This is a genomic window from Thermosulfuriphilus sp., assembly GCF_054026695.1.
The window spans coordinates 97,825-118,385 of sequence record NZ_JBPMLP010000056.1 but is presented as its reverse complement, the minus strand read 5'-3'; the positions used below and the strand labels follow the sequence as shown (position 1 = coordinate 118,385).

20 protein-coding genes are annotated in these 20,561 nt (G+C 54.4%); 19 read left to right on the top strand and 1 reads right to left on the bottom strand.

Features of this window, described 5'->3' with window-relative positions:
- The first annotated feature begins 47 nt into the window (after positions 1 to 47).
- The 12 genes from ACXJJX_RS10455 to ACXJJX_RS10400 are packed head-to-tail and all read left to right on the top strand — an operon-like array spanning position 48 to position 13,676.
- On the top strand, positions 48 to 464 hold the full coding sequence (locus tag ACXJJX_RS10455) for a hypothetical protein (protein ID WP_456434543.1): 417 nt from the start codon (positions 48 to 50) through the stop codon (positions 462 to 464).
- Positions 457 to 906 (top strand): phage tail protein, encoded by a 450-nt coding sequence (locus ACXJJX_RS10450; RefSeq protein WP_456434542.1) that lies wholly within the window; start codon positions 457 to 459, stop codon positions 904 to 906. The genes ACXJJX_RS10455 and ACXJJX_RS10450 overlap by 8 nt, the downstream gene beginning before the upstream one ends.
- A complete protein-coding gene (locus tag ACXJJX_RS10445) occupies positions 906 to 1,559 on the top strand; it encodes a CIS tube protein (RefSeq protein WP_456434541.1) in 654 nt (217 codons plus the stop codon). The genes ACXJJX_RS10450 and ACXJJX_RS10445 overlap by 1 nt, the downstream gene beginning before the upstream one ends.
- Complete coding sequence (locus ACXJJX_RS10440; RefSeq protein ID WP_456434540.1) at positions 1,556 to 2,674, top strand: phage late control D family protein; 1,119 nt, start codon at positions 1,556 to 1,558, stop codon at positions 2,672 to 2,674. The genes ACXJJX_RS10445 and ACXJJX_RS10440 overlap by 4 nt, the downstream gene beginning before the upstream one ends.
- A complete protein-coding gene (locus ACXJJX_RS10435) occupies positions 2,664 to 3,296 on the top strand; it encodes a phage baseplate assembly protein V (RefSeq protein ID WP_456434539.1) in 633 nt (210 codons plus the stop codon). Before ACXJJX_RS10440 ends, ACXJJX_RS10435 begins: the two co-directional genes overlap by 11 nt.
- Before the next feature lie 13 nt (positions 3,297 to 3,309).
- Positions 3,310 to 3,588 carry a PAAR domain-containing protein gene (locus tag ACXJJX_RS10430; protein ID WP_456434538.1) on the top strand — a complete coding sequence of 93 codons (279 nt, stop codon included), beginning with the start codon at positions 3,310 to 3,312 and terminating at the stop codon, positions 3,586 to 3,588.
- 2 nt (positions 3,589 to 3,590) lie between these two features.
- On the top strand, positions 3,591 to 3,983 hold the full coding sequence (locus ACXJJX_RS10425) for a GPW/gp25 family protein (RefSeq protein ID WP_456434537.1): 393 nt from the start codon (positions 3,591 to 3,593) through the stop codon (positions 3,981 to 3,983).
- Positions 3,983 to 6,787 (top strand): baseplate J/gp47 family protein, encoded by a 2,805-nt coding sequence (locus ACXJJX_RS10420; RefSeq protein ID WP_456434536.1) that lies wholly within the window; start codon positions 3,983 to 3,985, stop codon positions 6,785 to 6,787. Before ACXJJX_RS10425 ends, ACXJJX_RS10420 begins: the two co-directional genes overlap by 1 nt.
- Positions 6,784 to 7,653, top strand: coding sequence for a hypothetical protein (locus ACXJJX_RS10415; RefSeq protein WP_456434535.1), 870 nt, complete (start codon positions 6,784 to 6,786; stop codon positions 7,651 to 7,653). The genes ACXJJX_RS10420 and ACXJJX_RS10415 overlap by 4 nt, the downstream gene beginning before the upstream one ends.
- Positions 7,641 to 9,263, top strand: coding sequence for a hypothetical protein (locus ACXJJX_RS10410; protein ID WP_456434534.1), 1,623 nt, complete (start codon positions 7,641 to 7,643; stop codon positions 9,261 to 9,263). The genes ACXJJX_RS10415 and ACXJJX_RS10410 overlap by 13 nt, the downstream gene beginning before the upstream one ends.
- A 13-nt stretch (positions 9,264 to 9,276) precedes the next feature.
- Entirely contained in the window at positions 9,277 to 10,602 is a 1,326-nt protein-coding gene (locus tag ACXJJX_RS10405) for a hypothetical protein (protein WP_456434533.1), read from the top strand.
- Positions 10,599 to 13,676, top strand: coding sequence for an SbcC/MukB-like Walker B domain-containing protein (locus ACXJJX_RS10400; RefSeq protein ID WP_456434532.1), 3,078 nt, complete (start codon positions 10,599 to 10,601; stop codon positions 13,674 to 13,676). Before ACXJJX_RS10405 ends, ACXJJX_RS10400 begins: the two co-directional genes overlap by 4 nt.
- On the opposite strand, the gene ACXJJX_RS10395 is transcribed toward ACXJJX_RS10400, so the two are convergent.
- Positions 13,660 to 14,181: a hypothetical protein gene (locus ACXJJX_RS10395; protein WP_456434531.1), complete on the bottom strand. Its 522-nt coding sequence runs from the start codon at positions 14,179 to 14,181 to the stop codon at positions 13,660 to 13,662. The two genes, ACXJJX_RS10400 and ACXJJX_RS10395, sit on opposite strands and share 17 nt — an antisense overlap.
- Before the next feature lie 140 nt (positions 14,182 to 14,321).
- Between ACXJJX_RS10395 and ACXJJX_RS10390 the strand changes: the two genes are divergently transcribed.
- From ACXJJX_RS10390 to ACXJJX_RS10360, 7 genes are read left to right on the top strand one after another with little or no spacing between them, the layout of a single operon-like run.
- Positions 14,322 to 15,671, top strand: a complete 1,350-nt coding sequence (locus ACXJJX_RS10390) for a M23 family metallopeptidase (protein ID WP_456434530.1) — start codon at positions 14,322 to 14,324, stop codon at positions 15,669 to 15,671.
- On the top strand, positions 15,658 to 17,349 hold the full coding sequence (gene mutL / locus ACXJJX_RS10385) for a DNA mismatch repair endonuclease MutL (protein WP_456434529.1): 1,692 nt from the start codon (positions 15,658 to 15,660) through the stop codon (positions 17,347 to 17,349). The genes ACXJJX_RS10390 and mutL overlap by 14 nt, the downstream gene beginning before the upstream one ends.
- Positions 17,346 to 18,269, top strand: a complete 924-nt coding sequence (miaA, locus tag ACXJJX_RS10380; RefSeq protein WP_456434528.1) for a tRNA (adenosine(37)-N6)-dimethylallyltransferase MiaA — start codon at positions 17,346 to 17,348, stop codon at positions 18,267 to 18,269. Before mutL ends, miaA begins: the two co-directional genes overlap by 4 nt.
- Positions 18,256 to 18,777, top strand: coding sequence for a CDP-alcohol phosphatidyltransferase family protein (locus ACXJJX_RS10375; protein ID WP_456434527.1), 522 nt, complete (start codon positions 18,256 to 18,258; stop codon positions 18,775 to 18,777). The genes miaA and ACXJJX_RS10375 overlap by 14 nt, the downstream gene beginning before the upstream one ends.
- Entirely contained in the window at positions 18,777 to 19,856 is a 1,080-nt protein-coding gene (holA, locus tag ACXJJX_RS10370; protein WP_456434526.1) for a DNA polymerase III subunit delta, read from the top strand. Before ACXJJX_RS10375 ends, holA begins: the two co-directional genes overlap by 1 nt.
- On the top strand, positions 19,853 to 20,428 hold the full coding sequence (locus tag ACXJJX_RS10365; RefSeq protein WP_456434525.1) for an HD domain-containing protein: 576 nt from the start codon (positions 19,853 to 19,855) through the stop codon (positions 20,426 to 20,428). Before holA ends, ACXJJX_RS10365 begins: the two co-directional genes overlap by 4 nt.
- Entirely contained in the window at positions 20,425 to 20,556 is a 132-nt protein-coding gene (locus ACXJJX_RS10360; protein WP_456434524.1) for a hypothetical protein, read from the top strand. Before ACXJJX_RS10365 ends, ACXJJX_RS10360 begins: the two co-directional genes overlap by 4 nt.
- The last annotated feature ends 5 nt before the right edge of the window (positions 20,557 to 20,561 follow it).

Below are 20,561 nucleotides of genomic sequence, written 5' to 3'. Positions count from 1 at the left end.
TCTCCCAGGCAACACCAGGTTTACCTCCCCAAAGAGAAGAGGCAACAATGTTCAGATCTTATTTAGATCTGGAGAAAGCAGGAGGAGGTTTCCCCATTATTTACTCCTTGAGGGGTAAGGAGACTCCTCCTAGGTCAACTTCTCATGAAGTTAGCCCCCCTGTCCCCAAGACAGGGGGCAATCTGATTCATCTTTCCAGCCCACAGGAGCTTAAGGCCCCTTTTGGAGCCGAGAAGATCGATTGCTCCAGAAGACCACCTGAGGGACCTCAGGTCTCGAGACCTCAGACATCGAGGGCCCAAGTCCCGGATCCTCTCCCCTTAGAAAGGGGCCAGAAGCTTAAGGGCCGGGCTGATGATCTTCCGGCCTCAATGGTGGAGAGCTTGGCCGAACGGCTTTTTGCTCCCCTTATGAGACGTTGGCGCCAAGAGCTTGAAAGAAGGGGAAGGAGGTTCCATGGCTAGAGCCGGCCAGCGGCAAGACCCTTTTCTTTCCTACCGCTTCCTGGTAGAGATTGCCGGTCTTATTGTCGGCGGCTTTGAAGAGGTCTCCGGGATTGAGGCCACAGTGGAGATCGAGGAGATCCCCGAAGGTGGGGAAAACCAGCTTGTTTACCGCCTGCCCAAGGGAGCCAAGTACGGCAACCTTGTCCTCAAAAGGGGGCTTATAAGCTACGAGCTTTGGGACTGGTTCGAAGAGACCCTAGAGGCCCTAAACTTCCGCAAACCCATTCCTTTCAGGACCGTCAACGTCATTGTCCTCGGTACCCAGGGTGAGGAAGTTTTTCGTCTGGGCTGTGAGAGGGCTTGGCCTTTTAAATGGATGGCTCCGGAGCTCAAGGCCAAAGAAGCCACCGTGGCCATCGAGACTCTGGAGATCGCCTATCATGGTCTAAGGAGGTTTTAGTGGCCGTCAAGAAACCCAAGGCCGAGATCCGTATCCTTACTGAGGACGGCCAAGAGAAGAGAATACGTTTTGACTTCAACCCGGCGGAATACAGTCTCGACTATGGCAACCGTTTCCAGACCACCAGTCTTCCGGGATTTGAACAGCCCCTCGTCCAATTTGTCTCTGGCGAGGGAGAGACCCTTCAGATGGAACTTGTCTTTGACACTACCCAGGACAACCCTCCTGGGGATGTACGCGAGAAGACCGGGGCCCTGCTTAAGGCCGTCCATATTGACCCGGATCTCCATGCTCCCCCGATCTGTGAGTTCACTTGGGGAAGTGTCCATTTTCGGGCGGTAATAGAGAAGGTCAGCCAGCGCTACGTACTCTTTCGAGATGATGGAGTCCCGGTACGAGCCAAGGTGAGTCTTTCTTTCAGACGTTATGCTACCGTCAGGGAACAACAAGATCGGAAGCCTCTCCATTCATCGGATGTAAGTAAGACCCGGATCTTGAGTCGAGCGGACAATCTCTTTCTCTTGGCTTGGAGAGAATACGGAGATCCTGAGGCCTGGAGGATCATTGCCAAGGCCAACGAGCTTTCAGACCCACTGGACGTGGAACCAGGTACCGTTCTCCTCCTGCCCCCTCTCAACAAGGAGGAGCTATGAGGCTTGCGGAAAGATACGGCCACTTCTATGCCCCTAGTATGGTTATCGAGATCGAGGGGCAGGACATCCGCAAGGAAGGTTTGGTGGCCACCAGCCTGAGTATCGATCAGATAACCGATGGAGCCGCCAAGTTTGGTTTTACCCTCCCCGGTCTTCAGGGCTCTCCTGGATCGCTTTCCACTAAAAGGGAACTCTTTTCCTTTGGACAGTCGGTGGCCATCTATCTGGGCTACGGAAGTCGGCTTTTCTTAATGCTCGAGGGACTGATCACTACAGTCTCTTATTCCTTCACCGTGGATTCTCCTCCTGAGATTCGAGTAGAGGGCTTCGACCTACTTTTTCCCATGATGAGGCTCCGCTTGGCGGCCAAAGAAAAGAAGCACCGCTGGCCAAGAGCCACCGATAGCGAAGTGGCCAAGGAGATCGCCAGCCGCTACTTTCGCCAGACAGAGATCACCGATACCCGGATACGTCATCCGCAGATAGTCCAAAGGGAAGAAGAAAGTGACTTCCAATTTCTCAAACGTTTGGCTGAAAGGAACGGTTTTGAAATCTTCTGTCGGATAGACCAGGAAGGTCAGAGATCTGTATTCCGCTTTGCCCCACCTCGTCTGGAGACCTTGGGCCACGACCGGCCAGATCTTAGGCTTTCCTTCGGCCAGGATCTACTCTCCTTCACCCCGACCATTAAGATGAACCAGGTTGTCAGTCAAGTAATCGTCCGGGGTTGGGATCCAAAGAGCAAGAAGGAAATCGAAGCCCGAGCACCCAAGACCACTCCCCGAAGACCAAGGGGCAAGACCAGTGGTCCCCAGACGGCCCTGAAGGCCCTTAAGGAGCCAGTAACCCTTGAAGTCCGGCTTCCGGTCTTCAGCCGCGAAGAGGCCCAGGCCCGAGCGGAGGCCCTGCTTCTTAAGGCCTCAGAGGGGCTTGTAGAAGGTGAGGGGGAGTCAGTGGGGATCCCTGAGCTTGTTCCCGGAAAGGTCTTGAAAATCCAGGGGCTGGGTCCGGAATTCACCGGCCCTTTTTATGTCTATCAAACCACTCACAGCTTTGGTTCTAATGGATACCGGACCACCTTTAGGATAAAGGAGGCTAGCTTTTATGCTCCCTGAAGATTCTTCCAGACAGGAATCAATCATTGGAGTATCAGTAGGAATCGTCACCAATAACCAGGATCCCGAAGGTCTGGGACGGGTAAAGATCTGTTTCCCCTGGGTGGAGGGCCAGGAAGAGTCTTATTGGGCCCGAATAGCTACCCCCATGGCCGGGAACAAAAGAGGGATCTTTTTCCTTCCCGAGGTAGGCGATGAGGTGCTGGTGGCCTTTGAACAGGGAAACATCGATTATCCTGTGGTCATCGGGGCCCTATGGAATGGGAGGGACCTTCCTCCAGAGGACAATGCCGACGGCCAGAACAACCGCCGCCTCATCCGCTCTCGAAGCGGCCATGAGATCATTTTTGACGACACCCAAGGTTCCGAGACCCTGATCCTCAAAAGTGCTGGAGGGCAGAAAATCACCCTCAAGGCGGCCCAAGGTCAGGAGATAATCAGTATTGGCGATGCCCAAGGGAACCAGATGGTTATCAGGGGCGCCAAAGGTCAGATAGAGATAAAGGCCCAAGGGGAAGTCATCCTAGAGGCCCTAAACATAAAGATCAAGGCCGGAGCCAACCTGGAGCTGTCCTCCTCGGGCACGGTGACCATCCGAGGAGCCATGGTCCAGATCAACTAACCAGGAGGTGGTCATGCCGCCAGCAGCCCGTCTGGGTGAGATCAGCAATCATCCCGGGACCATCACCGGGCCCGGCAATCCTACCGTGATCATCGCCGGGCTACCGGCGGTCACCATAGGGGACATGCATGCTTGTGCCTTTCCTCCTCCGCCGGCTCATCCCCCAAGCCCCCTTGTCTCTGGATCGGCGACGGTCTTCATCGGTGGCCGACCAGCAGCCAGACTAGGGGATCTTACAGGTTGCGGGGCCACTGTGCTCACCGGAGCAACCAGCGTGATTATCGGAGGTTAGGAATGGACCGAGAAAAATCTTTTCTGGGTCAAGGAATGGCCTTTCCCCCGGGCCTTAACCCAAACGGAACCCTTAGGGTCTCAAAGAATGAGGAAAGTATCCGCCAAGCCATAAGAATTATTCTTTCTACCCCCCTGGGGCAGCGTCCCATGCGGCCAGAGTTTGGTTGCGGTGTTCATAAGTATGTCTTTGAAGAACTCAATGCTGCCAATCTGGCTCGAATTCGGGAAGAGGTCCGGGAGGCCCTTGTCCGTTGGGAGCCCCGGATCGTCCTAGAGAAAATAGACGTTCGTCCAGAAGATGGACAGGCCCTGGTAGAAATCACCTACCGGATAAGGGCTACCAACCATCGCCAAAACCTGGTCTGGCCTTTCTATCTTAAGGAGGGTGGCTGATGGAAGACCGCTTCAGCCTTGATCCGCGCACTGCCCAAGAGATTTACTCCGAGCTTAAAGATCTGGCCCGCATATTTCTACCCGAGTGGCGGCTCGAAAGGGATCCCTTGGGCCGGGGTCTCCTTCGCACCGTGGCCGAGATCTGGGGGGAGTTTCTCGAGAACCTTAACCGGATTCCGGAGAAGACCTTCCTTGATTTTCTGAGACACACCGGCCTAAGACCTCAAGGTCCTAAGGCGGCCCGAGGAATCGTCGTCTTCACCCTTAACGAAAGGGCCCCGGGGCCGATTACCATTCCGGCTCGGAGCAAAGTGGCCGCCGGGGAAGTAATCTTTGAGACGGAGGGAGAATTCCTAGCAACCCCGGCCAGACTCAAGGCTCTGATCAGCACCCTGCCCGAAAAAGACGCCTATTTTAACCATCTGAAGGACCTTGAAAAAGGAAGACCCTTCAGACCCTTTGAGGGAGAAAACCTCCAAAGACATGTTCTGTACCTGGGGGCCAAAGAAAGCTTTCTGCCCGGAGGCCGCTGCGACCTCCTTCTTGAATTCGATCAGGAGCTACCTGCTCTCTTACTCCGGGAGGCCTTCTCCTGGTGGGCCTTTGATGGCCGGGGATGGATGAGGCTTGAGGTTCAGATAGCTCCCTATCTTCCCTTGCCAGGGAGTCCCACAGGGCCACCGCTTCGCTTTCAAGGAGCCAAGGCGGATTGGTTCGGAAAAAGCCCCCCCTCCTGGAAGAGGGGCCGCTGGAGGTATTTTCTGGGCTATCGCCGATACCGGGCCTGCCTCCGACTTCCCCAGGATTTAGGTCCGGCCACTGCCAAAGATCTGGGCTTTAAGGGAGATGAGACCGCCTTTTTTTGGATCAAACTCGAAACCCGCACTCCCCCCCTGCCTCCCCTTTCTGGAATCTATCTGATTACCTCCAAAGAGCTTCTGAGCAGAGGAATTCCCGATTTTCTGACAGCCGGAGGCCGGGCCCTGCCCCCAGAATCTGATCAACCCCTTCGACCTTTCGGCCATCCTCCTGTGCCGGGAACGGCCCTTTACCTCGGGTTAAGACATCCTGTTCTTCCTGAACAAAGGTTTCGGATAGATCTTGAAGGCTACTCCTACACCCCAGGGGGCTTATTTATGGCCAGAGTTTCCGAAACACAGGGGCCCCCTCTTTCTTGGGAGTTCTTCGATGGCCAGGGTTGGCAACATCTGCCTGGCTCCTGGAGCCGGACCGAAGGGAGTCTTTCGTTCTCCTTCACCAGCCCCTCAGAGATCCGCCCCTCAGAGATAAACGGCCATCAGGCCTACTGGCTAAGGCTTAGCTATCAGGGAACTTTGCCGCTAAGCCCCCAGGGGCCGGGGCTTTCCTTCAACGGACTCGCTATTGTGGCTGAGGGAGAAAAGCTGTCCACCTTCGAGGCCATCTGGGCTGAAAATAGCGGAAATATAGAAAAGATCTTGGAAAATAGGTCCTTTTTCACCCCGTTGGCCGGAGAGAAGGCCCTCTACTTTGGCCTCAACTGCCCTCTGACAGGAGGACCTTATCAACTTTATCTGGACCTTGAAGAACGTCCCAGGGAGCCGGTGCCGGTCATCTGGGAAGCCCTGGGGCCTCAGGGTTGGCAAGAGATTCTGGCCTTTGATGAAACCGATGGCCTGAGCCACTCCGGACTATGGCGTCTTAATCTCCCCCAGGCAACCACAGAAACCAGGTGTTTCGGAATCCAAGGCCACTGGCTAAGGGCTAGGCTACCCCAGGGAATGGAGGGAAGATGGAAAGGAGCCCACTTTAACGCCGTCCGCATCAAGGAGGGTGAGACCTTTGAGGAAAAACATCCCCTTAAGGGCCTCCCTGGGGAGGAGGTGGCCCTGTCCCGGGCTCCCCTAGTGGAACTTAAGGTCTTCGTAAAAGGTGAACCCTGGTTGTTAGTTGATGACCTCAGCTTCTTCGGGCCAGAAGACAAGGCCCTTTGGGCCAGCCTTAAGGACGGAATCATTCGCTTTGGCGACGGGCAGAAGGGGGCCCTGCCTCCTGCCGGTGATGATGCTCTCAGGGTCGTCTATCGGGTAGGAGGTGGCCCCCGAGGCAATGTAGCCCCTCAGGCCATAGACCAAGCCATCTCCGGGATTCCCTTCTTGCTCGAGGTCAACAATCCTCTGCCAACCACCGGCGGAGCAGCAGCTGAGGATAAGGAAAGCCTCATTAAAAGGGGCCCCCAAAGGCTCCGGCATCGGGGGCGTCTGATCACCTCGAGGGATCTTGAAGAGGGTTTAGAACAGATGGAGGAGATTTCTCGGGCCAAGGTGCTAGAAGAAGGAGGGCACCTGAACATTTATCTTCTTCCAGCCTCAGAGGATCCCAGACCCTGGCCAAGCCCCCAGACCCTTAAATGGCTAAGAGGCTATCTTCCTCCCAGGCTTCCCCTGACCGTCTTTGGGTTCCGGCTCAGCGGCCCGGAATACTGGGAGGTCTGGATCTGGGCAGAGATCATCACCGAGGCCTCTGTCTCTGGCTTCCGACTTACGGAAGAGGCCAGCCAGAGGATCACCTCTTTTCTCCACCCAGTAAGAGGCGGCTATGAAGGCCGGGGCTGGCCCTTTGGCCGCTTGCCATTTCGTTCTGATTTTCTGGGACTCCTTCATCAGACAGAGGGCATCCTAGAGGTAAAAAGACTCAAGGTCAGGCTTAGACCCCCAGGCAGGAGCTGGATAACCCTAGAGGACGACATCAGTCTGATCCCCTTTCCCCCCTACGGTCTAGTCACCCCGGGGCCGGTATCCATCAGTTTGGGAGGCAGCCGATGAGCTTTCCCATACCTAAACTTGATCGCCGTCGGTTTGGCGATCTTTTCAAGCAGACCCGAGAACGTCTGGCAAGTTATGCCCCAGAATGGACCAATCACAACTATTCAGATCCGGGGATAACCCTCCTTGAACTCCTTGTCTTCTTCACCGATATTCTCTATTACCGTCTGGATTATTTGGGGAAAGAACACCTAGAGGCCTATCTCCGAATCCTTAGAGCCGAAGGGGAAGGGACCGAGGAAGATCTGGCCCGCTGGCGAAAAGGCTACTTCGCCGCCCAAAGCGGGGTAGTCCCCGAAGATCTTAAGACCTTAGTTGGCCGTCTTCTTGAGATCGAGACCAAAGGGAAGGAGGAGGTCCTCAGGGTCCACCTCTTCACCGATCCTGACAGGCGTCTGGTCTCAGCCATCCCCATTTTGAAAAAGGGCGAGCTCTCTGAAGATCTGGCCCGAAGCCTGACCCGGGCCCTTGAGCCTCTAAGACCCATAACCCTGAGGCTTAAAGTAGAGCCCCCACGCTACACTGGGCTCAGCATTGAGGCCCGGATAGTCCTAAAAGAAGGCTCCCGCCTTAAGGCCATCGAGAAGGAGGCCGTAGAGAGATTCTCTGAATATCTCTCCCCGTCAAGAGGCCTTAAGGGCCAAGGCTGGCCCCCAGGAAGGGCTCTCTGTTACTCCGAAGCCGTGGCCATCCTGGAAGATACCTCGGGCATAGACGGAGTCGGCACCATTCGGCTACGCCCCGATCCCACGGGCCGAAAGGAAGAGGCCCGAATCCTGCCAGCCCCCGGGGCCTTCTTTAGGCTCTCAGAACTCCGGCTCATCAGGATGAGAGGCAGAGAGGAGGTCTGTTGGTGGGAAAAATAACCCATATTCCCTTAAAAGACTTCAAACTTAGCGGCCTGGTACTAGAATCAGGTGGTCTTTGCCTAGAGAAAAAGACGGCCTTTAAGGAAGAACCGCTCCTTAGGCTCGAAGGGGTAATCGATGCCTTTATGTTGCCCTGCCGGAGACTTCTTGTTCTCAGAGCCGAAGGGCTCTCTGTCTTAAGTCTTCCTGAGGCCGAAGAGCTCCCCCTCCCTGGTGCCTCTTTCTTCAGGGGAGCCCGGACCATTTGTGCCGATGAAAGGGCCTTTTATCTCCTTGAGGATAGAACGATCCGGTGTCTTTGCCGAGACACCTACCAGCTCCGCTGGCAAGCTCCCCTCAGGGCCCGTGCCCACCAAGCCTTTATCTGGCGGACAAGGCTTTTTGTCTTCAGCCTTGAGGAGGAAAAACTCCTCTCTTATCGTCTGGAAGACGGAGCCTTCCTTAAGGAAGAGTCCGTTCCCGGTCTTCGATCCTTGACGGTCGGAGAAGAAAAAATCCTTCTCAAAGAAGGAAAGATCTGGATCGCCGACCGGGCCTATCCCCTTTTAACTCCCCCTGGAGACAGCCCTAAACTCCTTGGCCTGAAAGATGAAATCTATCTCCTTAAAGGCCAGGAGCTCTTCAGACTAAAGGCTCAGGCCCAATATTGTTCTGGTATGGCTAGCAAGGTCTTTCAAGCCCGAGAGCTTGCAGGAAAGATAATTTTTGTCAGAGGTCGGGTGGCTCCCAAGGGTCTCCGACTGGAATACGAGCTTTTTGATGAAATGGGAAAAGGGTTTAAGAAAACCTCGGTCCTAGGGCCTTGTCTACCTATACCCGAAGGGATCAAGGGGCGCCTTGAGCTTAGGCTCTACCTTGATCCCATTGAGGCCTCGTCCTCACAGATAAAAGAAATCCTTCTTATCCCCTCGGCGGCCGAATGGCTGGAATATCTTCCAGCCATCTATGGCGAAGATCCAGAGACATATCAATTCCTTAAGGATCTTCTTGGCCCCTTTAAGGTCATCTATAGCCAGTTCCTAAAGACCATTGAATCCTGGCCAGAAAGGCTTTCCCCAGATACCGATGAGCCCGAGATACTCTTCTATCTGGCCGGGTTGCTCAACATCTCTCCCGAATCCCCAGAAGATATCCAAAGGGCCCTGACTCTTGTCCCCAGGCTCTATCCCTTAAGGGGTACCCGAACGGCCATTGAAGAGACTCTGGCCAAGATGGTCCCGGAGAGGGCCTTTCTGATCGAGGCCTTCCAATGGCTGGAGGTCTCCCAAGAGGACTTTGAAGCCCCTAACTGGGTGGAGCTTTTCGGACGAGAGATGGCAAGTTTTGTGGTTCTTGTCGACCATCGGGTCAGCCACGAGGAGTTCGAAACCCTCCAGTCCCTGATCAGGGACTGGAGCCCCCTGGCGGTAAAGGCCAAGATCTATCATCTTCGGCCATCTCTTCTCCTCGGCCAGCCCTTGATTCTTGGTCTTAACACCATCTTGGCCTCTGAGGGGCCGGTGATTGGCAAAAGTGCCCTGGGTCTTACTGGAGGTCTTGAAGATCGCGAGCCCGGAGGCCGCCTTGAAGAACGGGCCTGGCTCGGGCTCGACAGCTACCTAAGTTAGAGGAGGTTTCCCTATGGCCAGAGAAAAAAGATTTCCGGAAATCTTGGAGGCCTTTCCCCGAGGGCTCGAAAGAAATGCCTATTTTTACGGCAAACTTCTTACGGTAAGGGATTTTATCACCGAACAACGCTATTTCCGGGCCAAACATCAGCTCTGCCACCATAGCCTCCACGGCCTGGGGATAGTCTGGGGCCTTGAGGTCCGGGACTTCAGAGTCGTGGAGGGAACGATGCGCTTCAAGATAAGCCCCGGACTGGCCCTCGATGCCCAGGGTCGGGAGATTATCGTCCAGAGCGATGATGACTCCTTGGTCGTCAACCTTACCTTGCCCCAGGGGGCTAAACATCTGGGGCTTTTTGTTCGGATCAAAGACTGCCCTGAGGAACCGACGCCTTCGGCCTGCGATCCCCAGGAATGTCCTAACAATCGGGTCCGCGAAGTCTACGAATTCATTTTGACCCCTATCCCCCAGGACGAAGCCGGCTGGCAGGATCTTATCTGGGAAGGCCTGGTTCCTCTTGTGGCTCTCAAAGAACAGGGGGGAAGATGGCAGAAAGACCAGTCTTTCTCCCCTCCAATGGTGGCCTCCCTTCCAGAGATAGCCGAAGAGACTGAACGGCTGAGCCGGGCCTTTGAGGCCCTTAAAGAAGAGGTCGCCAGACTTAAAGAAACACTCAAAGAGGATCTAGGTGCCATTAAGAGAAAACTGGACAGTCTTTCTCAAAGGGTTATAAGGCTTGAGAGAACTCACCAAATTCATCTTATATATCTTTCAGCCCAGAACAAGTGGCAGACGACTATCAGACACGGATTTGGTCGTTTCCCGGCGGTTGACTGCTATATCCTTGTCCCCCAGGCAGTAGTCATTGCCCCTGATGGGACCGGCCGAGGCGAAATAAATTCTCTCCTTAAGGGCAAAAACATAGAAGGCGGAGTTATGGGATTTGAGCCTATCAGTAAGGTCATAGGCCCCGCCTCCCCAGAGGCAGAAAGCACTCCGCCCCCTAGCAGACGCCGGCCCTCAGCCCTTCTGACCACCGTGGCCAGACCGAGAATGACTCTGGCCGCCCTCCCCCTAGACCTTAGCCTAAAAGAGGCCATCCGGAGGGCCAAAGAGATACCTATTATCGCTCATCCGTCCGTCCCCGAGGATAAAACCCTGGCCGAACTTGAAGGGGGGGGCTACAAAGCCGCCTTGGCGTATCAACCGGTCAAAAACCACCAGCTCCTTGAGACCCTCACCGTAATTCACCCCTTGCCAGGTAGCGTTCTGATCAAAATGGCGGTAAGGGAGAATATTCGGGCAATAAGAATGATGGTTATCCTGGACGGCCAATGAAACCTCTTAAACTGGTCATCTCCGGACTCCACAGCTATCGTCAAAAGGTGGTTCTGGACTTTACCCCGGCCATAGAGGCCCAGATATTCGGCATCTTTGGACGCACCGGAGGAGGCAAATCAACCATCCTTGATGCCATTACCCTGGCCCTCTTCGGACGCATCGACCGCCTGGGGCGTTCCTTAAAGGAGGCCATCAACCCCTTCTCTGAGGCTATCTCTGTAGAGCTTACCTTTGAGGTCTCAGGAGAACAATTCCGGATCTCCCGGACCATCCCCCGCCAGGGGCGCTCCCGGGTTCTGCTGATGGAACTCCTCGGGGGTCAATTCCAAGAGACGGCCGAAAAGGATCAAGAAGTCAGCCAGAGGCTGGGAGAAATTCTGGGGATGACTTTTGAGGACTTTACCCGGATGGTCGTCCTACCCCAGGGAAAATTTGACCAGTTTCTCTTCTTGAGGCCGGAGGAGAGGGCCCGGATGCTGGGCCGTATTCTCGATCTGGAACGGCTCGGGGAGCCCCTTTTTGAACGGGTCAAAGAAGAGTGTTTGAGACATTCAAAGGCCCTTGAGATCATAAGATCTCGTCTTGAGGCCCTGGCCGGAGCTACCGAGGTGGCTCTGGAGAGGCTTAAACGTCGGGAGGCGGCCTGGGCCCATGGAAGAAAAAAACTCAAGGCCCAGAAGGACTCCCTCAACGACCGACTCCAAAGGCTAAAGGAGCTCTCTCGCCTGCTCACTGAGGCCCAAGGGTTTAGAGAACAGCTTGAGGACTTAAGTAAAAGGATCCCAGAGATAGAAGGCCTCAGAAGACGTCTGCAGCTAGCCCGGGAGTTAGCTCCGGCCGAAAAATCTCTCCGCAGGTGGCTTGAAATCGACCCGGAGTGGAGGCAGACCGAAGAGGAAAAAAAAGCCCTTCAAGAAAAGCTTGCCAAACTTAAAGATCAACTTCGGAGTCTTGAAGCAGAATTCGAACGGTTCAGGAAAGGGTATCAGCAGGCTCTTGAGGAGATAAGCTCTGTCTATGAGCGTCTTAAGCGGGCCCAGGACCTCAAGAGACGTCTTCAAGAAAAGGCCAAAGAGGCCCACAGAACCCAAGAATCTCTGAAGATGGTCCAAAACTCCTTGGGGGCTATACAGAAGGAGCTAAAGGAGGCCTTAGTTACCATCGAAGCCCTTGAGGAAAAACGTAATCATCTTAAAGGCCTTCTGGCCCACAAAGGTCTTAAGGAAGCCGAAAGGAAACTCCTTGAAGACCTCAGGTCTGGCCTACTTGATCGGGCCCTGACTATAGAAGAAAAGCTAAAGGAAAAGAGAAAAAACGGAAAAGAGCTCCAGGAGGCCATCCGTGAGGAGGCCAAGGAGCTGGCCCAGACCCTGAGGCTGACCTTCAATGGGATCCGGGATCTCGATGAGAAGGTCCGCCAAAGGATTGAAGAGCTCCAAAAACAAAGAGAACAACTGAATCTTGATATAAAGACGGCCCAGTTGATCGGGGAACTATCTCAAGGACTCCGTCCAGGAAGACCATGCCCAATCTGCGGCTCCCGAGAACACCCCCAACCGGCTAGCCCGGAGGAAGCTGAAGGGGTTCTCTGGGACTTAAGGCGTAAACTTAAAGAACTCAGGACCAAAGAAGACCAACTCAAGAAGGCCCTCCTAAGGGTTGATAAACTTAAGCAAAAAGAGGCCCAGCTGTCAGTCCTAATTGAAGAGGGCCGCTCCCTAAAGGAGGAACTAGCCAAACTAAAGGTCGCTCTTTCCGAAAGGGCCGGTCTTCCCCCTCTGATCTCCACGGCTGACCTCAACCGGGAGAGGAATACCCTCCAGCGACGGGAACAGGAAGAAAGGGATCTAAGGGAAGAACTCACCAAAGTCCTGGGCCAACAGAACCAGCATCAGCAACGGATGGATGGACTCCGAAAGAAAGAAGCTGAGCTGTCTGGAAGGCTTAAAGCCCTAGATGGACGTCTTGAGGCTCTCGAACAAGAGCTTCAGGGCCTCAAGGAAGAAATAAACGAGCTTACCCAGGGGGAAGATCCGGACCTGGCTCTGAAGAGGCTTGAGAACCAGCGGCAGAGCCTTAAAAGGCGACACGAAGCCTACGAAAAAGAAGTCCAAGGTCTGCGGGAAGAAGTCCAGGCCCTGGAGGTCAAACTGGCCCGCACAACCGAAAAGATTGAGGCCCTGGTCAGGGAAAAGGGAATCCTTGAAGAGGAAATCAAAGCTCTTGAGGTCAGATACCGCCGCCCGGCCCAAGAACTTCTCAAACTTATCCTGCGAGCAGAGGAGGTCGAAAAGATCGAAGCTAAAATAAGATCATTCGAGGAAGAGTTCTCTTGGGTCACGGAGAGACTCCGGGAGACCGAGCCCCGCCTCGGGCATCTAGGCCAGAGGCTTCCTCCCGGTGAACCCCTGATCACAGAGAGGCGGCTCAAAATGATCGAGGCTGCCCTGACAAGGATCAGCCGTTGGGAAGGGGAAATCCGGGCCGAACGCCGGCGTCTCCTCCAGGAAATAGAAGAAAAAAAGGCCCTTTTGCTCCAGGAAAAAAAGACCCTTAAAGAGGCTGAACTGGCCCAGGAACTCAAAAAGCTCATCCAGGGCAAAGCCCTGGTTAAGTTTGCGGCCCGGTTCTACTTGGCCCAGATCGTCTCGTTAGCCAATCGGCTTCTTGAAGATCTGTCCTCTGGCCGCCTATTCCTGGCTGCCCCGGATGAGGATCTCAACCTGACCATCCATGATCTGGCCTCAGGAATTACCCGCTCGGTAAAAACCCTCTCTGGAGGGGAGAGATTTCTGGTCTCCTTCAGTCTGGCCCTGGGGCTATCCGGCTATATCCAGGCCCAGAAGGCCCGGCCCATCAATTTTTTCTTTGTGGATGAAGGCTTTGGAAGCCTGGATAGCGATCTCCAGCAACAGGTAGCCAAGGTCCTTGAGCGCATGTTGGAGGAGGGACGAATCGTCGGTCTTATCACTCACCTTGAGGCCTTTCGGGAGATGGTTCCTGCTTATTTCTGGGTCGAAAAAGAGGCCGACCGCGGGACAAAGGTCAGATTTGTCAGGAACTTTGGTTGAGCTTCTGGGCAATCTTCTGGGCCAGATCGTGGGCCTCATCAAAGGCTTCCAGCCGACAGGCGGCCTCAAGGTCAGAGATCTTAAGAAGGAGTTCCAGTCGTTCAGCCTTTGGAAGTCGACGATTGGCCAGATCTTCTCGGAGACGAAGGGCCTCTTTCAGACAGGGCTCAAGAAGCTCCTTTCTTTTGTTTATAGCCTCCTGATAGGCCTTCTGGGCCCAACTTTGAGACTTCTGGAGATATCTCCTGGCCTGGGAATAATTTTTATTTTTAAGGTATTCTTGGGCTCGGGACCAAAAATAGATGGCCTGTTCATAAGACTCTCGGCTATAGCGGGTTGCTCCAGCCACAAAGGCCTCGACAATGGCCTCTTGGACTTTAGAAAGAAGCTTCGAAGGATAGGCCTCTTTCTTAAAAGGGCCAACCCTGGGAATCTCAGGGACCTTAAAGGCCACTGTCAGGCCCAAGATAAGAATAAGGACCAGGGCCTTGATGGTCTTTTCCATGATTATCTTTTTCGGAAAAAATCTCCCCGGCTCTAAGGGCAAAGTCTGTTCTTACCGAGGCCAAAAGTGGTATTTTCTGTTATTATGTCTGCCTCTTTAGAGGAGATAAGGCTTTTTTTCAGAATGAGGAGGGCTTCAGGGTGAAAAAGGTATTGGGTTTTTTGGTCATAGTTGTACTCCTTATAGTCATTGGCGGCACGACGGCCCTCTTCTTCATGAAATTTGAAGGCAGCCCCCCGAAGGTAAGGGCCGAGATCCCCGAAGTGGTCGGTCGCCAACTTGAGCTCCAGTTTACCGTCCAAGATGACAAGAACGGCCTGCGTAAGGTGACAGTGCTCATCAGTCAGGGCAAACGCCAAAAGAACATCTTCTCGGAGACCTATCCAGTCTCAGCCCTCAAGGGAGGAATCGTTAAGGAGAAAACCTACCACCTTCGGCTGTCGGCTGAAAAATTAGGCCTCAGGGAAGGCCAAGCAGAGATAACCATCCTTGTCTGGGATGGCTCCTGGAGCGGAGGTTTCAAAGGAAACGTGGCCCAGCTGAGTCAAAAGATCCAGATAGACCTCACCCCTCCCCGAATTATCCCTCTTTCATTTACTCATAATATCCGGCAAGGAGGGGCAAATCTTGTGGTCTACAAACTAGAAGAACCCGTAAGCCTCCAGGGAGTGGTCCTAGGAAAGCTTTTCTTTAAGGGCTATGCGGACAAAGACGGGCTCTACGTCAGCTATATTGCCCTTCCTTACAACATGCGCAATCCGGGGAAGCTGGCTATCCGGGCCCGAGATCTGGCTGGCAATGAGACCGAAATTCCCCTCAACTTCCGGGCCCGACCGACGAAATTCAAACGGGACCGCATCAACATCAGTGATCGGTTTCTCTCCCGGAAGATGCCCGAATTCCTCAATCGTTATCCCCAGTTCTCGGCTCAAAGCCTGATCGAGGTCTTTCTGAAGATCAACCGCGACCTACGGGCAGAAAACAACCAGCAGATCAAAAAAATCTGCCAGGATTCCCTTCCCCAAAGGCTCTGGGAAGGAACGTTTTTAAGGTTGCCTCGTTCAGCCACCAGGTCTACCTTTGCCGACCACCGCTATTACTATTACAAAGGCCGGAAGATCGACGAGCAATACCACTTGGGCATCGATCTGGCCTCAGTGGCCCACGCCCCAGTACCAGCGGCCAATACCGGTCGGGTGGTCTTTGCCAACTATTTGGGCATCTATGGGAACACGGTAATCATCGACCATGGCCAGGGAATTTTCTCTATGTATTCCCATCTAAGCAGTATGAGAGTCTCGCCAGGGCAAAAAGTCAAAAAGGGAGAGATTATCGGCCAGACCGGGATGACCGGTCTGGCTGGAGGTGATCACCTCCACTATGCCATGCTTATCCAGGGGATCTTCGTTGACCCAAAGGAATGGTGGGATCCTCACTGGATAGACGTCCACATCGAAAGCAAACTCCAGGGCCTCTATGGGGAGAATTAGGCTCCTTTCGGAGGAAGTGGCCCGAAAGATTGCTGCCGGAGAGGTGGTGGAACGGCCGGCTTCAGTAGTCAAGGAGCTTGTCGAAAACTCCCTTGACGCCCAGGCCAGAAGGATAGACATCTGCCTTGAGAAGGGGGGAAAGGCCCTGATTAGAGTCAGCGACGATGGTGAAGGTATTGAGCCCGAGGACCTTCCCCTGGCAGTAGAACGCCATGCCACCAGCAAGGTAAGCTCTGATGAAGACTTGGAAAGAGTAAGAACGCTGGGTTTCCGAGGAGAGGCCTTGGCCGCAATCGGCTCTGTCTCCCGACTGACTATTGTCTCTCGCCCCAGAGGATTCTCCTTGGGGGGCAGAATAGAAGTCCGGTTCGGTCAGAAAGGTCCTCTTCTTGAAGCCGGGGCCCCGGAAGGAACTACGGTTGAAGTCGCCGATATCTTTGCCAACCTTCCGGCCAGAAGGCGTTTTCTTAAAAGTGACCGGGCTGAGACTGCCCACGTCCTTGAGACCATACGAGCCCTAGCTTTGGCCCACGAGGAAGTAGGTTTCCGGGTAGAAAGCGGGGGGCGGAAGCTTCTTGCCCTCAACAAAGAACCTCTTGTCCGCCGGCTGGCCCGCTTGGTTGGTCTGGCCGAAAAGGATTTCCTAGACTTTGAGGCCCAGCAAGGCCCTTTCCAGATTTGGGGATACCTCAGCCGGCCAGAGAAGGCCCGCCGAGATCTCCGGGCCTTTTATTTCTTCGTCTTAATGCGACCGGTTAAGGCAGCCTTACTTTCCAGAGCTCTTATGGAGGCTACCAAAGGCTTTTTTATGGCCGGTCTTTATCCAGCGGGGGCCCTCTTTATTGATCTACCTCCGGAGCTGGTTGACGTTAATGTCCATCCGGCCAAACTCGAGGTCCGTTTTCGGAAAGAAAGAGAGGTCTTTGGCCTCATCCACCAGGCAATCCGTCATCGCCTCCTAAAGATAGACCCTGACCACCACCCCAAAGGGGGCCTCTCTCCCCCCGAGACTCAAGAAGCAGACATCCCCCTTGAGGCCCCGAAAACATCATCCAGCCGGTTGGCCAAGCCCCTTGTCGCCGAGGGTCTTTTTGACTACCAGACCCCACCTAAGCCCCACCCCCTGGGCCAGATCCTGGCCACTTATATCCTTTGTGAAGACGAAAAAGGACTCCTTATCTTTGATCAGCATGCCCTCCATGAAAGAATTCTATATGAGAGACTCCGCCAGGGGCTAAAAACCGAAGGGCTTCCAGCAGAGCCTCTCCTCTTTCCGATCATCTTTGAGGCCCCGGCAAGACTTATCGAGGCCCTCGAAGAGGGACGCGATTTTCTGGCCCGCCTAGGCATAGAGGCCCGGGCCTATGGACCAGCCGAAATAGCCATCTCTGCCTGGCCACGGGGTTTTCTCCGAGAGACCCTCTCCCAGACCACCGTAGAGATCCTGGAAAGACTTTCTCAGGATGGACTCCCGGAAGAGGACTCTCTGCTTCACGAAATCCTCTCCCTTCTGGCCTGCCGTTCGGCTATCAAGGCCGGAGATCGGCTGAGCCTCGCCGAGATGGAAGAACTCCTTCGCCAAAGCGAACAATATCCTTCTGATTACTGTCCCCACGGTCGCCCCACAATGGCCCGGCTCGGCAAAGAAGATCTAGAGCGTCTTTTTAGACGGAAATGATTAGAATCATTGTCATCTGCGGCCCTACAGGAGTAGGAAAAACCTCTTTTTCCATCAGGCTGGCCCAGGCCATCCCGGCGGAGATCATTGGAGCTGACTCTCTCCAGGTTTACCGCCATCTTGATATCGGAACCGCCAAACCGACCCTCGAAGAGCGGACTCAGGTTCCCCACCACCTGGTAGACATTCTTGAACCTCATGAGCCCTTTAATGCCGCCATGTTTGCCGAACTGGCCCAAAAGGCCATCTTCGAAATAACCTCAAGGAGCCGTGTTCCTCTCGTGGTCGGGGGCACTGGTCTCTATATCAAGGCCCTCCTCTATGGCTTGGCCCCCCTTGAAGGAGAAGTAGATCCGGTAAGAAAGAAACTCGAACGAGAATGTCGAATCCAGGGCCTGGCCAACCTTTATGAGCGTCTAAGGAATCTTGACCCCGAGGCGGCAGCTAGGATCTCTCCGTCAGACCGCATCCGCATCCTAAGGGCTCTGGAGATCTACGAACTTACTGGACGACCGGCCAGCCAAATCTGGGAAGAACACGGTTTCACCTCCGCCCGTTATCGAGCTCTAAAGATCGGTCTCATCCTTCCAAGAGAAGAGCTCTACCGGCGTATCGAAGAACGGACCAGAAAGATGATCGACGAGGGGCTGGTCGAAGAGGTAAGAAGACTTCTGGCCCGAGGTTTCTCTCCCGAATTGAAACCGCTTAGATCCATTGGCTACCGCCAGATAATAGCCCATCTCCAGGGGGAAATAGGCCTTGAGGAGGCCGTGGCTGAGATCACCAAAGAAACCAAACGTTATGCCAAAAGGCAGATTACCTGGTTTAAGGCCGACCGAGAAATCAAATGGTTATCTCCGACCAAGGTCCGAACAGCTATAGAAATGGCCCGGAGGTTCTTAGAATGTGAACATCCCTAATCTGATCACCCTTTTGAGGATCCTCCTGGTTCCGGTCTTTGTCATCTTCCTCCTCCGGGGCTATAGGGAGGAGGCTCTGGGGGTCTTTGTGGCCGCTGGGATAAGTGATGGTCTTGATGGGCTCCTGGCCCGAAGTCTCAAGCAGCAGACCATCTTGGGAGCCGTCCTGGACCCTTTAGCCGACAAGCTTCTCCTTTCGACCTCCTACGTCACCCTGGCTGTAACCGGCTTTCTTCCGGATTGGCTGGCAGTGCTAGTGATCTCCCGAGATGTTCTCATCATGCTTGGAGTGGTGATTATCTTTATCTTTCGCAGCCAGGTGGAAATAAAGCCCTCTCTTATCAGCAAGGCCACTACCTGTCTTCAAATAGCCACCGTGGCCTTAGCCCTTTATAATGGCGGGGGACCGGGATTAAGATACTTTGTCTATCTTACGGCCACAGCGACCATCTGTTCCGGCCTTCACTATGTCTACAAAGGGATTAGGATACTTTCCGAGGAGCACTAATGCCCACCTTTAAAGGGGAAAGATGGGGGCGTCTGCTGGAGCTGGCCCGTCAGGGACGTATTGCCCCGGTTTATCTCTTCACCGGGGATGAAGCCCTTTGCCGCCTGAGGCAGAGGGAGCTTTCCCGTCAGCTTTTGGGCCAGGGTCTTACCTTCAAAGAGATCACCCAGGAGGAAGATCTCTGGGCCGAGTTTTCAGCAGGCTCTCTTCTGGGCCTCAAGCATCTTTTGCGTCTGGAGTTTCCTTTAAGCCCTGAGGCCCAGAGGCAACTAGGGCAAATGATCCTTGCCGGGGCAGGCCAGGACAAGTCTCTGATCATCTACCTCCAAGACCCTGAAGCCTCTCTCCTCAAGGCCGCCGAAAAAAAGGGAGCCCTAATATCCCTCTCTGCCCCCAGAAGAGGCCGACGTCCGGACCAGAGGCTCCTCTGGAGAGAGGAAGCTCTCCGAATAGCCACCTCCTTGGGGAAGACCATCGAACCCGAGGCCTTGGAACTCCTCTATCAGAGGATCGGAGAGGATCTTTTTGCCCTCAGCACCGAGATGGAAAAGCTGGCCCTGGCTACCGACTCCCAGACCATCTCCAGGGACCTAGTCGATGAACTCACTCCGATCATCAAGGAGGAGTCGCTCCTGGGAGTAGGCGAGGCCATCTGTGCCGGACGCCTCGAAGAGGCCCTCAAGACTATTTCTCGCCTCCTCGAACGCGGAGGGCTCCCCCCCCTTAAGATCTTGGCCGCCCTGGCCACCTACCTGAGGCGCCTCATCCAGGCCGCTTGTCTCCTTCAAGAAGGTCTGCTTAGGCCTCCCCTCGGTAGCTATCCGGTATTTGTCAAAGAGGTCTTCCCGGCCCTCAAAAAAAATCTGGAAGGATTCCCGGATCTTAAGGGCCTTCATCCCTATGCCCTTTATCGTCTTCTGGAGCAGGCCCGAGGCCAGGATTTGGACAGCCTGACAGAGGTTTATCTTCTCCTTCCAGAGACCGATCTGGCCCTCAAAGGGCTGTCATCCCTCGGGCACCTGAGGCTCGAGAATTTCGTGGTAATCTGGGCCCAAAAGGTAGGAGGAAGGGCAAGATGAGTCTTGACCACCGGCTGGCCAAATTTCTCTTTGAGGCCGCCATGCTTAAACGGACCCCAAGGACTGGTTACCAGTATCTGGGAACCGGGGAAGAAAACGTCGCCGCCCACAGCTACAGCACAGCCATTATTGGATTGGTCCTCTCGGAGATGACCCCGGAGGTTGACCCCTGCCGGCTGATCACCCTTTGCCTCCTCCATGATCTCCTTGAGGCCCGGGTCGGAGATCTAAACGCCCTCAATAAACTCTATGGCCAGGTTGACGAGAGAGCCGCAACCGATGATCTCACCCGGGAGCTGCCCTTTGGGAACAAGCTCAAGGAATTGCTCACCGAGTATCAGGAATCCCAGACCAAAGAGGCTCTCTTAGCCCATGATGCCGATCAACTAGACATGCTCCTTTCCCTCAAAGAACAACAGGATCTAGGCAACCCTTATGCCCCCCGCTGGATCAAATTCGTCCGCCGAAGGATCAAGACCCCAGAGGGCCGCCGCCTAGCCGAGGCCATCTGTGAGACGGATTGGGCTAGTTGGTGGCTTGATAAATTCGTAGAAAGAGGTGACGAAGGGTGAAAAATGTACTTTTGGGACTGATCCTGGCCCTCATCTGTCTCGGTTCCTCTGACCCCTCAAGGGCCACGGAGATCACCTTGGTCTATACCGGTAAGACCTGGGGAGAGGTGGCCCCCTGTTACACCTGAAAGGG

Coding starts and splice junctions, on each gene's coding strand:
- ACXJJX_RS10455 (WP_456434543.1), top strand. CDS start 48: ATGTTCAGATCTTATTTAGATCTGGAGAAAGCAGGAGGAGGTTTCCCC.
- ACXJJX_RS10450 (WP_456434542.1), top strand. CDS start 457: ATGGCTAGAGCCGGCCAGCGGCAAGACCCTTTTCTTTCCTACCGCTTC.
- ACXJJX_RS10440 (WP_456434540.1), top strand. CDS start 1,556: ATGAGGCTTGCGGAAAGATACGGCCACTTCTATGCCCCTAGTATGGTT.
- ACXJJX_RS10435 (WP_456434539.1), top strand. CDS start 2,664: ATGCTCCCTGAAGATTCTTCCAGACAGGAATCAATCATTGGAGTATCA.
- ACXJJX_RS10430 (WP_456434538.1), top strand. CDS start 3,310: ATGCCGCCAGCAGCCCGTCTGGGTGAGATCAGCAATCATCCCGGGACC.
- ACXJJX_RS10425 (WP_456434537.1), top strand. CDS start 3,591: ATGGACCGAGAAAAATCTTTTCTGGGTCAAGGAATGGCCTTTCCCCCG.
- ACXJJX_RS10420 (WP_456434536.1), top strand. CDS start 3,983: ATGGAAGACCGCTTCAGCCTTGATCCGCGCACTGCCCAAGAGATTTAC.
- ACXJJX_RS10415 (WP_456434535.1), top strand. CDS start 6,784: ATGAGCTTTCCCATACCTAAACTTGATCGCCGTCGGTTTGGCGATCTT.
- ACXJJX_RS10405 (WP_456434533.1), top strand. CDS start 9,277: ATGGCCAGAGAAAAAAGATTTCCGGAAATCTTGGAGGCCTTTCCCCGA.
- ACXJJX_RS10400 (WP_456434532.1), top strand. CDS start 10,599: ATGAAACCTCTTAAACTGGTCATCTCCGGACTCCACAGCTATCGTCAA.
- ACXJJX_RS10395 (WP_456434531.1), bottom strand. CDS start 14,181: ATGGAAAAGACCATCAAGGCCCTGGTCCTTATTCTTATCTTGGGCCTG.
- mutL (WP_456434529.1), top strand. CDS start 15,658: ATGGGGAGAATTAGGCTCCTTTCGGAGGAAGTGGCCCGAAAGATTGCT.
- miaA (WP_456434528.1), top strand. CDS start 17,346: ATGATTAGAATCATTGTCATCTGCGGCCCTACAGGAGTAGGAAAAACC.
- holA (WP_456434526.1), top strand. CDS start 18,777: ATGCCCACCTTTAAAGGGGAAAGATGGGGGCGTCTGCTGGAGCTGGCC.
- ACXJJX_RS10365 (WP_456434525.1), top strand. CDS start 19,853: ATGAGTCTTGACCACCGGCTGGCCAAATTTCTCTTTGAGGCCGCCATG.